Here is a 10,956-nt window from a genome sequence, read left to right as displayed (position 1 = left end):
ACCGCGAAAACCTCTGCTGCCCAACGGCCGTCGTCGTCGCCGAGCACCTCGGCCAGCTGCGCCGGCGTCCAGACGTACGTCGAGCCCTCGCGGCCGTCGGCGTCGGCGTCCAGCGACGAAATGAACATGTCGGCTTCGACTCTGGTGCCCAGCTCGTCGATCAGAAAGCGCGCGGTCTGCCCGGCGACCCTGCGCGCCAACGGATCTCCGGTGCGGCGGGCCCAGTGCGCGTATGCGCGTAGCAGTAATGCGTTGTCGTACAGCATCTTTTCGAAATGCGGTACCACCCAGGCGTTGTCGACGCTGTACCGGGCAAAGCCGCCGGCGAGTTGGTCGTAAATGCCACCGCGGGCCATGGCGTTGGCGGTGCACGAGACCGCCTGCAGCACCTCCGGCGACCCGGTGCGCTCGTAGTTGCGCAGCAGCGCTTCGAGCAACGCCGACGGCGGGAACTTGGGCGCTGTGCCGAAGCCGCCGCGGACCGTGTCCTGGTCGCGCAGCACCGCCGCGACGGCATGGTCGCACAGTTCCGGCGCCACCTCCGGGCCCCCGGAAGGCAGCCCGGAAGCCATCGAGCGCAACTCGCCGACGATGTGGTCGGAGGCCTCCTCGACCTCGCCGCGGCGCTGCTGCCAGGTCTCGGATACCGCGGAAAGTAGTTGCAGGAAGCCCGCTTTCGGATAGTAGGTGCCGCAAAAGAAGGGCCGGCCGTCGGGCGTGAGGAAACACGTCATCGGCCAACCGCCCTGCCCGGTCAAGGCAACGGTGGCGTTCATATAGACCGCGTCGATGTCCGGCCGTTCCTCGCGGTCGACTTTGATGCAGACGAATCCCTCGTTCATGACGGCGGCGACATCGTCGTCCTCGAACGACTCGTGAGCCATCACATGACACCAGTGACACGCCGCATAGCCGATGGACAGCAGGATCGGAACGTCGCGTGCGGCCGCGTCGGCCAGTGCCTGCGGCGTCCACTGCTGCCAGTGCACCGGGTTGTCGGCGTGCTGGCGCAGGTAAGGACTGGTGGCCAGCCCGAGGGTATTGGTGTGCGAGCAGTCAGCCGGGCTCATCACCGGGTCCCTGGCGCCGCTCGTGCTCGGCCCCACCGGCGGTGTCGGTGCCCTCGTCGGCGGCCTGATCGAGCTCGGGGTTGTCGCGGTCGAAAGATTTAGGGACCTTCCTGAGCTGCTTGTTCATCGATCGGATCAGGAACACCGTCGCGATCACCAGCAGCACCACAACAAGCAGCCCGAACGGACTGGCCTTGCCGAAATCGGGTCCGGTGTTATGCGGATGCTCATCGGCGAGCACCCTGGCGCTCATCACGACAAACAGCTGATTCACCCGTCCGACTCGATTCCGGTGAACAGATCGGTCTCCGGCAGCGAGGCGGGGATGCGCGAGCGGGCCAACTCGTATTCCTCGGTCGGCCACAGCCGCTGCTGCCATTCGATCGGAGCGGTGAAGAATTCGGACGCCGCATCGATCTGGGTGGCGTGCGCCCGCAGCGCGTCGTCGCGCCGGCTGAAATAGGCCGAGCATTGAACGCGCGTCGTCACCCGGTCGGCGAGCACGTCAAGCTTGGGATCCCAGAGCTCGAGCCATTTCCCGAACGGCCCCTCTTTGCCGTGCCTGGCGAATTCGTCCTGCAGCATCTGCATGCGCTGGCGCAGGAAACCGTGGATGTAGTAGAGCTTGGACACCGTCCACGGCCGGCCCGCGTCGGTGAAGCGGCAGTAGTCGCCGGCCGCCTCGTAGGCGGCCACCGACACCTGGTGGCAGCGAATGTGATCCGGGTGCGGGTAGCCGCCGTTCTCGTCGTAGGTGACCATCACGTGCGGCCGGAACTCGCGCACCACCCGCACCAGCGCCGCGGTGGATACCTCCAGCGGTATCAGCGCGAAGCAACCCTCGGGCAGCGGCGGCGGTAGGTCGCCCTTGGGCAGGCCAGAATCGACGAAACCCAACCACGCGTGCTCCACCCCGAGGATCTCGGCCGCCTTGGCCATCTCGTCGCGGCGGATCTCAGCGATATGCCCGTGCACGTCGGGCAGGTCCATCGCCGGGTTAAGGATTTCGCCGCGTTCACCCCCGGTCAACGTCACCACCAGCACGTCGTGACCCTCGTCGGCATAGCGGGCAAGCGTCGCCGCGCCCTTGCTGGACTCGTCGTCCGGGTGGGCGTGCACCGCCATCAACCGCAGTTTGCTCACGTGCCCCCTTGTCGGTCCTGGAGCGTTCAAGTGACCTTATAATTCCAACTTCCGATGGCTGCATCCTGTTCACCCGACTCCCGTCCGGAAGCCCGTTACGGGCGTCCGCGGCTGTCCAGCAGGTCACGCCGCCGGGTGGCCCTCATGCTGACGGCGCTGGTCTTGGCGACCGGCGTCGTCATCGCGATCATCGGCTACCACCGGCTAGGCACCAGCGCCGTGTCGGGCACCCTGGCCGGCTATCAGGTGATCGACAACGAGACAGCGTCGGTGACGATCAGCGTCACGCGCGCCGACCCGTCGCGGCCGGTGGACTGCATCGTGCGGGTTCGGGCCAAAGACGGCAGCGAAACGGGCCGACGGGAGGTGCTCGTCCCCCCGTCGACCCAGGGCACGGTGCAGGTGACGACGACGCTGAAATCCAGCAAGCCGCCGGTGGTGGCGGACATCTACGGCTGCGGCACCAACGTGCCCGGCTACCTGCGCTCGGCCTGAGTACGGCGCAAACGCCGAACTGCGCGGATAACCGTCATTGTTTGTTTCCGCAGTGGTAACATGGATGAATGCACGGTTCCGGCTGGGACCGTGTATTGCTGCATTAATGGCCGTGAGCAGAACGGAGCGGCAGCACGCGGGGTGGGACCGGAATACTCCCGGCAGCCGGGATCACATACTTGCGCGAACAGCGCTGAACGAGAACACAAGGAGCGCGACGAGATGACGGACACTCAGGTGACCTGGTTGACCCAGGAGTCACATGACCGACTCAAGGCCGAGCTCGACCATTTGATTGCGAATCGTCCGGTCATCGCTGCGGAGATCAACGACCGCCGCGAGGAGGGCGATCTGCGCGAGAACGGCGGGTATCACGCCGCCCGCGAGGAGCAGGGCCAGCAGGAGGCTCGCATCCGCCAGCTGCAGGACCTGCTCAACAACGCGAAGGTCGGCGAGGCGCCCAAGCAGTCGGGGGTGGCGCTGCCGGGTTCGGTGGTGAAGGTCTACTACAACGGCGACGAGTCGGACAGTGAGACCTTCCTGATCGCCACCCGCCAGGAGGGCGTGAACGACGGCAAGCTCGAGGTGTTCTCGCCGAACTCACCGTTAGGTGGCGCGCTGATCGACGCCAAGGTCGGCGAGACCCGCAGCTACACGGTGCCCAACGGCAACACCGTCCAGGTCACGCTGGTCAGCGCCGAGCCGTACCACTCGTAGGGTCGCCCAGGTTGCGCGAGACGCAGAATCGCACGCGCAGGGCGCCCTCAGTGCGATTCTGCGTCTGCTCGGCGGACTAACTCAGCGCCTGCTCCAGGTCGGCCAGCAGGTCGGCGACGTCCTCGATGCCGACCGAAAGCCGCACCAGGTCGTCGGGAACCTCCAACTGCGAACCGGCCGTCGACGCGTGCGTCATGGCGCTGGGGTGTTCGATCAGCGACTCCACCCCGCCCAGCGACTCCGCGAGGATGAACACCCGGGTGCGCGCACACAGCTCCTCGGCGGCCTGACGGCCGGCGCGCATCCGCACCGAGACCATGCCGCCGAAACCGCGCATCTGCCGGGCGGCGATCTGATGTCCGGGGTGAGCGGCCAGACCCGGGTACAGCACCTTGCTCACCGACGACTGTTCGGCGAGGAATTCCGCTACGGCAAGGGCGTTTTCGCTGTGCCGCTGCATCCGCAGCACCAACGTCTTCAGGCCGCGCATCGTCAGGTAGGCGTCGAACGGGCCCGGCACCCCGCCGGCTCCGTTCTGCAGGAAGGCGAAGGCGCTGTCCAACTCTTCGTCGTTGGTGACCAGCGCACCGCCCACCACATCGGAGTGGCCACCGATGTACTTGGTGGTCGAATGCAGCACCACGTCGGCACCCAGCGTCAACGGCTGCTGCAGCGCGGGCGAGGCAAAGGTGTTGTCCACCAACACTTTTACAGCACGCTCCGCGCCCAGCTGAGCGATCCCCTCGATGTCGGCGATAGACAGCAGCGGATTGGTCGGTGTTTCCACCCAAATCAGGCGGGTCTGCGCAGTGATCGCGGCGCGCAACGCGTCCAGGTCGGACACCGCCACCGGCGTGTACTCGACCTTCCACTGGGTAAACACCTTGTCGATCAACCGGAAGGTGCCGCCGTAGGCGTCGTCGGGGATGACCACGTGATCGCCCGGTCGCAGCATTGCCCGCAGCGCGCAGTCCGTCGCGGCCATCCCGGAGCTGAAAGCCCTTCCGTAAGTACCGTCTTCGACTGCCGCCAGCGTGGCCTCCAATGCGGCCCGGGTCGGGTTGCCGGTGCGGGCGTATTCGAACCCGCCGCGCAGACCGCCGACACCGTCCTGGGCGAACGTGCTGCTGGCGTAGATCGGGGTGTTCACCGCCCCCGTCGCCGGGTCCGGCGGGTAGCCGGCGTGAATGGCTTTGGTGGCCAGTCCCCTGAAGTGGTCTGCGTCGCTCATCGACGACCAGCGTAGTGGGCTAGCGCGTCTTGATGACGAGGTCGCCGGCGGCGCTGTCGTGCCAGCCCTGCGCCCGGCCCGAGCTGTCGAACAACGGCGACAAGTACACCAGGAGCCCCGGCAGCCAGCAGGCCAGAGAGGCGGCAAAGGGAATGAGCGTTCGTAGGAACGCCCGACCTTGGGAGGGGAGTTGGCCCGTGACTTGGTCGACCACCTTGACGCCGACTGCCATCTTGCCCAGAGTTGCGCCCCGGTAAGCCACCATGAGCCATTCGTAGAGCACGCAGATCCCCAACCCGACCCCATATGCCGCGAAAACCGCGAAGGCTCCCAATCCGGAGCTTTGGTAGGTGACGTTGCCGTAAGAGTCCCTGACCGTGTGCTCCGTGGCTGCTGAAATCGCGCCGCCGATAAATAGACAGATCACGCACACAACGCCGTAGATCAGCCAATCGATCAATCGAGCACCCACCCGCTGCCCAATCGATGCGACGGTGACGGTCCCCAGACCGGGAAGCGTGACGACGCCGCGCGGTGCCTGCTGCGGGTAGCCGGCAGGCACGGGAGGCGGGGGATAAAAACTGGCGCGTTGTGCGACGGGCGGCGGCGGCGGTGGCGGGTAGAACGGCGTCGGGCGCTCATCGGAACGCGGCGGCGGCGGGTAGAACGGCGTCGGCCGCTCATCAGAACGCGGCGGCGGCGGCTGAAACGGCGCGGGCGGCGGCGTCAGCCGCTGGGTTCGCGGTTGCAGCCGTTCGGTGCGCGGCGCGCCGGAGCGGTGGGTCGGTGTGGTCAGCGCCGCGCGCGCCGCCACGGCCAACTCCTTTGTGGTGGCATACCGCTGGTCGGGGTCTTTGGCCATTCCGGTGGCGATCACGTCGTCCATCCCGGCCGGAATCCCGTCCCGCAGCGCCGACGGTTGCGGAGGCGGCTGAAGCATGTGGGCGACGGCGATCTGCTCCAGGGTGTCGCCCGGAAATGGCGGCTCACCGATCAGCGACTCGTGCAGCACGCAGGTCAGCGCATAGACGTCCGCGCGTGCGTCTGCCGCGCCTTTCTTGAACCGCTCAGGCGCCATGTAAGCCCAGGTGCCGATCGTCGCGCCGGTGTTGGTCAGCCCGGTCTCCCCGGCGGCGCGGGCAATCCCGAAGTCGATCAGATAGGCGAAGTCGTCCTCGGCCACCAGGACGTTGGAGGGCTTGACGTCCCGGTGCACCAGCCCAATCCGGTGCGCCGCATGCAGCGCCGAGGCGATCTGACCGACAATGCCCACCGCCCGGGTCGGATCCAGCCCACCGCCGGCGAGCATGGTGTGCAGATCCTGACCCTTGATCAACCGCATGCTGACGAAGAAGCGGCCCTCGATCTCACCGAAGTCGTAGATAGGGACGACATGAGGATCGTCGAGTCCGCCCGCCGCCTTGGCCTCTCGCCGAAACCGCTCCTGGAACAACTGGTCGTCCACGAAGTTCGCGGGCAGCACCTTCAGCGCCACCACGCGGTCGGTGCCGGAGTCGAACGCGCGCCACACCTCGCCCATGCCGCCCCGGCCCAACTGCTCCATGAGCCGGTAGCGCCCGAATGGCGTGCCGTCCACGTCTGCCTCCTTGGCATGTCGATGAGCGACACAGTAGACCGTGCGACGGGCACGGGCAGAAGATCAAGCCACAGTTGGGGTTACGTCGCCGACCGGCAGGCAGACCGTCGTCATGATCTTGTCCGCGAAGGTTTGACGTTTGGCGTCCCACAGCGGAAACAGAAAACCGATGCCGAAGATGATCGCGTCGGGGATGTGCGCGAACAGGCGCAGGACGGACATCCCGAAACCCAACGGCTCGCCGGTAATCTCGCTGACCACTTTGAACTTCATGACCGACTTGCCGAGACTCTGCCCGGTGAGGCCCTGACGGTAGCCGTTATTCCAGATCACGTAGGCCGTGGCCGCCAGGAAGGAGAGCGCCAGTACCAGGGTCGGGACCGTCATCGAGGGCGGGGTGCACTGCTTGATTTGGTCGTATCCCGAGATAACGGTCGAACACTGGTCTTGCTGGGCGGTGAGGAGTTTGAAGATCACCAGGCCGATGACAGAAACGACTAGGGCGGGGATGTAGTCGATGAGTCCCGCCAGTGCCCGGGTGGCCCAGGGCGTGTACTTCTCCGTCGGCTGGGCGCGGACCACCGGCCCCGGCGGCGGCGGCGCCACCGCACCCGAGGACGGCGGCGGCGGCGGGTAGGACATGCCCTCGGGCAGCGGGGGTGGCGGGGGTGGCTGGGGCGAGCCGCCGGGCGCCGGTTGTTCGGTCATGGTCACCTTCCACTGGGAGAAGCTGAACTAGGCCGCATTACAGTACCTGAGCACCACCATGCGGGAGAGACGTCGGTCACATGCCGGCTACCGTCGCCCGGTCGCTCCTCGAGGCCCCTCCGAGAGGAAGCCCAACAGGTCGTATCGGGTGATGACGCCCACCGGTTTGCCCTGCTCCACCACCATCAACGCGTCCCAGTCGCGCAGCGCCTTGCCGGCGGCGGTGATCAGCTCACCGGCGCCGATCATCCGCAGCGGCGGACTCATGTGCTCGGAGACGGCGTCGGCCAGACCGGCGCGACCCTCGAAGACGGCTGACAGCAACTCGCGTTCGGAGACGCTGCCGGCGACCTCACCGGCCATCACCGGCGGCTCGGCGCCGACGACCGGCATCTGGGACACCCCGTACTCGCGCAGGATGCCGATCGCGTCACGCACTGTCTCGGACGGATGGGTGTGCACCAAATCGGGCAGCTCACCGGACTTCCGACGCAACACGTCGCCGACAGTGGACTCCTCGGTCGACCCGTCGAGGCGGCTGCGCAGGAATCCGTACGACGACATCCACGCGTCGTTGAAGATCTTCGACATGTAGCCGCGTCCGCCGTCCGGCAACAGGACGACGACCAGCGCGTCCGGCCCGGCCTCCTCGGCGACCTTGAGCGCGGCCACCACCGCCATCCCACACGATCCGCCGACCAGCATCGCCTCTTCGCGAGCCAACCGTCTGGTCATGTTGAACGAGTCGGAGTCGGACACCGCGATGATCTGGTCGGGCACGCTGGGGTCATACGCCGCCGGCCAGAAGTCCTCGCCGACGCCCTCGACCAAGTACGGCCGGCCGCTCCCGCCCGAATACACCGACCCCTCCGGGTCGGCGCCGATGATGCGCACCGCACCCCCGGATACCTCTTTGAGGTAGCGGCCGGCGCCGGTGATCGTTCCGCCGGTGCCGATACCCGCGACGAAGTGGGTGATCTTGCCATCGGTGTCGGCCCAGATCTCCGGGCCGGTGGTCTCGTAGTGGCTGGCCGGCCCCTCGGGGTTGGCGTACTGGTCGGGTTTCCAGGCGCCGTCGATCTCGGCGACCAACCTGTCGGACACGCTGTAGTAGCTGTCGGGATCGTCGGGCGGGACCGCCGTCGGGCACACGACGACGTCGGCGCCGTAGGCGAGCAGCACGTTGCGCTTGTCCTCGCTCACCTTGTCGGGGCAGACGAATACACACTTGTAGCCCCGGTGTTGTGCGACGAGCGCCAGCCCGACGCCGGTGTTACCCGATGTGGGTTCGACGATGGTGCCGCCCGGTTTGAGCTGTCCGCTGGCCTCGGCGGCGTCGATCATCTTGGCCGCGATCCGGTCTTTGGAACTGCCGCCGGGATTGAGGTACTCGACCTTTGCCACCACGGTGCCGGCGCCGACCGGAACGACGGAGTTCAGGCGAACCAGTGGCGTGCCCCCGATGAGGTCACTGATGTGCTGCGCAATCCGCATGCGTTCATCGTCTCAGGCGATTTCGGGCCACGCACACCCACTCCACCCGCTTCGCGACGGCGGGTCGCCCGACGGTTTAGCCGGTGGCCTCGCGGATGTACTCCCCGATCTGGCGCAGCGAACGGACCGCTTCCGGCACCATCGGCGCCGCCAGCTGGAAGTCGTGAACCTGGCCAGGCCAGACGCGAACCTCGGCCGGAACCCCAACCGCGGCCAGTCTGCTCGCAGCCAACTGCGCGTCGTGCAGCAGCACCTCGGATCCGGAAACGTGGATCAGCGTGCGCGGCAGGCCCGGCTTGATGTGCTCGAGTGGCTCGTAGACCTCTTCGGGCTTGCCGTCAACGACGTGCTTGGCGGCTGCGCCAGCAACCAGTTCGACGAGCGCGTCGAACGCCTTCGCGGAGAACATCGCATCGGTCTTGATGTTGGGGTGCGCCTGCTTGCATTCCTTTGCTAGCTGCAGCAGTGGCGAGATCGCTACCAGCGCTGCCGGCTCCTCGCCCAGCTCCTGCAGACGTTGCGCCAGGGCGAGCGAGAGATACCCTCCGGCGGAGTCTCCGGCCAGCACGATCTGGTCCGGCTGGTACCCGCGCAACCGCAGCCACTGGTAGCCGTCGTAGCAGTCGTCGAGGGCCATCCCGATCGAATGCTTGGGCAGCAGCCGATAGTTGACGACGAGAACCGGCGCGTCAGCAAACTCTGACAGGGTTTCGACCAATCGGCCGTGCGAGTTTGCTCCACAAGTCAGGAATGCGCCGCCGTGCAGATAGACGACCGCCCGCCGGGTGCCGTCCGCGGGCAGCACTCCAGGCGCTCGCACCAGTTGCGCAGAAGCGTTAGGCAAGGTCACCTCGGCCCTGACGGTGGCGGTTGCCGGCAGCAGAACCTTGGCGGCCGAGTCGATGAGGCCCCACGGCCAGGGTAGGTTCGGCACGTAGCTACCGACGGCCAGTACCGGTCGGATCGTCAGCCGTGACGCGAGCGTAGCTAATCGTCCAGCGATACTGGGCCCGGATTCGAGTACCTCGACGGGGGCGCCGTCGCTGATGGCGAATCTGCGGTTTTCTAGCCTGCGTGCCCTCAGTACGTCACGTGGACGAAGGGTATGACGGGGCGAGCCCGATACCTTGCTAGGTGCGGTCATGCTCAACACTTCCTACGTCTTTGTAGTCCATACAGCATGTACGAAGCGGTCGTCCGCCTGGTTCACCTGGTGATCCCCCGGCGTTCAGCCAACCCCGCGAACTTAGCTTGACAGCGCTTTCTGTGTAGAACGTTGGAAGAAGCTATTTCGATACCACATTTGTTCCACAACGTAATCGCGCAGTTTGTCAGCAACCCATGCAAAGTCCGCAGACGACGTCCTAAAATGTTGGCGTGACCATCCGGGTGACGCGTCGTTCGACGATCGCTCTGGCCACAGCGGGTGCGCTTGCCTCGACAGGTACGGCCTATCTGGGCGCACGCAACCTACTGGTCGGCCAGGCGACGCAGGCGCGCACCATCATTCCCAAGTCCTGGGACATCCCGCCGCGCGCCGACGGCGTATACACCCCCGGCGGCGGCCCCGTGCAGCGTTGGCAGCGCGGCGTGGCCGTCGACCTGCACCTGATGATCTTCGGCGACTCGACGGCCACCGGGTACGGCTGCGCCAGCGCTGAAGAAGTGCCCGGCGTGCTGGTCGCGCGCGGGCTCGCCCAGCAGACCGGCAAGCGAGTCCGGTTGAGCACCAAGGCCATCGTCGGTGCCACCTCGAAAGGCGTGAGCGGCCAAGTCGACGCGATGTTCGTGGCCGGACCGCCACCGGACGTCGCGGTCATGATGCTGGGCGCCAACGACATCACGGCGCTCAACGGCATCAGCCAGTCCGCGCGCCGACTGGCCCTGACCGTGCGAAAGCTGCGAGCCCGCGGCGCGGTGGTAATCGTGGGTACCTGCCCGGATCTGGGTACGATCACCGCCATCCCCCAGCCGCTGCGCTCGCTGGCACACACGCGCGGGGTGCAACTTGCCCGCGCCCAGGCCGCCGCAGTCAATTCGGCCGGCGGTGTTCCGGTGCCGGTCGGACAGCTGCTGTCACCCCAGTTCCGGGCTGAGCCGGAGGTGATGTTCTCCGCCGACGGCTTCCACCCCTCGGCGGCCGCGTATGCGGTGGCGGCCCAGCACCTGTTGGTCGCGCTCTGCGACGCGCTGGGTGAAAAGGTCGAGGGCGCAAGGCTTCAGGTGCCGATGCCGGCGAGCGCGCCGGCGCGCGGTAGCGCCCCCAGCCCCTTGCGTGTCATGTCGCGGCTGTGGCGGCGCCAGCCGTCGGACACCTCATCGGCGCTGCCTTCCCCATCCTCGTGACAGCCCGTGGGCGACGGCGACTAGATTTGGAGCCCGCAGCCCACGTATAAGGAGCCGTCATGCCGGAAGCCGTCATCGTCTCAACAGCCCGCTCGCCGATCGGCCGCGCCATGAAGGGCTCGCTGGTGAGCATGCGGCCCGACGACCTGGCCGTG

General features: G+C 66.9%; 11 protein-coding genes and 1 pseudogene. 4 read left to right on the top strand and 8 right to left on the bottom strand.

All coding sequences use genetic code 11. The features are described 5' to 3' along the window. The 3 genes from VML93_RS30895 to mca all read right to left on the bottom strand — a co-directional run. On the bottom strand, positions 1–1,070 hold a 1,070-nt coding region (locus tag VML93_RS30895), incomplete at its 3' end, for a thioredoxin domain-containing protein (RefSeq protein ID WP_325616431.1). Beyond that, entirely contained in the window at positions 1,057–1,323 is a 267-nt protein-coding gene (locus tag VML93_RS30890; RefSeq protein ID WP_325616437.1) for a hypothetical protein, read from the bottom strand. The genes VML93_RS30890 and VML93_RS30895, both read right to left, overlap by 14 nt. 17 nt (positions 1,324–1,340) lie before the next feature. Further along, positions 1,341–2,213 carry a mycothiol conjugate amidase Mca gene (gene mca, locus VML93_RS30885; RefSeq protein ID WP_325616429.1) on the bottom strand — a complete coding sequence of 291 codons (873 nt, stop codon included), beginning with the start codon at positions 2,211–2,213 and terminating at the stop codon, positions 1,341–1,343. A gap of 54 nt (positions 2,214–2,267) precedes the next feature. Between mca and VML93_RS30880 the strand changes: the two genes are divergently transcribed. Together VML93_RS30880 and greA are read left to right on the top strand one after the other, a co-directional pair. After that, a complete protein-coding gene (locus tag VML93_RS30880; protein WP_325616427.1) occupies positions 2,268–2,708 on the top strand; it encodes a DUF4307 domain-containing protein in 441 nt (146 codons plus the stop codon). 222 nt (positions 2,709–2,930) lie between these two features. Next, positions 2,931–3,425 (top strand): transcription elongation factor GreA, encoded by a 495-nt coding sequence (gene greA, locus VML93_RS30875; protein ID WP_325616425.1) that lies wholly within the window; start codon positions 2,931–2,933, stop codon positions 3,423–3,425. 76 nt (positions 3,426–3,501) lie between these two features. On the opposite strand, the gene VML93_RS30870 is transcribed toward greA, so the two are convergent. From VML93_RS30870 to VML93_RS30850, 5 genes and pseudogenes are all read right to left on the bottom strand, one after another. Next, positions 3,502–4,656, bottom strand: coding sequence for a cystathionine gamma-synthase (locus VML93_RS30870; RefSeq protein WP_325616423.1), 1,155 nt, complete (start codon positions 4,654–4,656; stop codon positions 3,502–3,504). Between the two features lie 19 nt (positions 4,657–4,675). Beyond that, on the bottom strand, positions 4,676–6,253 hold the full coding sequence (locus VML93_RS30865) for a protein kinase domain-containing protein (RefSeq protein ID WP_325616421.1): 1,578 nt from the start codon (positions 6,251–6,253) through the stop codon (positions 4,676–4,678). A 63-nt stretch (positions 6,254–6,316) separates the two neighbouring features. Continuing rightward, a pseudogene (locus VML93_RS30860) lies at positions 6,317–6,949 on the bottom strand (RDD family protein); the annotation flags it as partial. Between the two features lie 99 nt (positions 6,950–7,048). After that, complete coding sequence (locus VML93_RS30855) at positions 7,049–8,455, bottom strand: cystathionine beta-synthase (RefSeq protein ID WP_325616418.1); 1,407 nt, start codon at positions 8,453–8,455, stop codon at positions 7,049–7,051. Between the two features lie 76 nt (positions 8,456–8,531). Then, positions 8,532–9,599, bottom strand: a complete 1,068-nt coding sequence (locus tag VML93_RS30850) for an alpha/beta hydrolase (protein WP_325616416.1) — start codon at positions 9,597–9,599, stop codon at positions 8,532–8,534. A gap of 245 nt (positions 9,600–9,844) precedes the next feature. Here VML93_RS30850 and VML93_RS30845 point away from each other — a divergent pair, with 245 nt between their 5' ends. Continuing rightward, positions 9,845–10,801: an SGNH/GDSL hydrolase family protein gene (locus VML93_RS30845; protein WP_325616435.1), complete on the top strand. Its 957-nt coding sequence runs from the start codon at positions 9,845–9,847 to the stop codon at positions 10,799–10,801. A 59-nt stretch (positions 10,802–10,860) separates the two neighbouring features. After that, on the top strand, positions 10,861–10,956 hold a 96-nt coding region (locus VML93_RS30840; protein WP_325616433.1), incomplete at its 3' end, for a hypothetical protein.

The organism is Mycobacterium sp. (genome assembly GCF_035499775.1).
GTDB lineage: Bacteria > Actinomycetota > Actinomycetes > Mycobacteriales > Mycobacteriaceae > Mycobacterium.
This window is presented reverse-complemented; position numbering and strand designations above follow the sequence as displayed.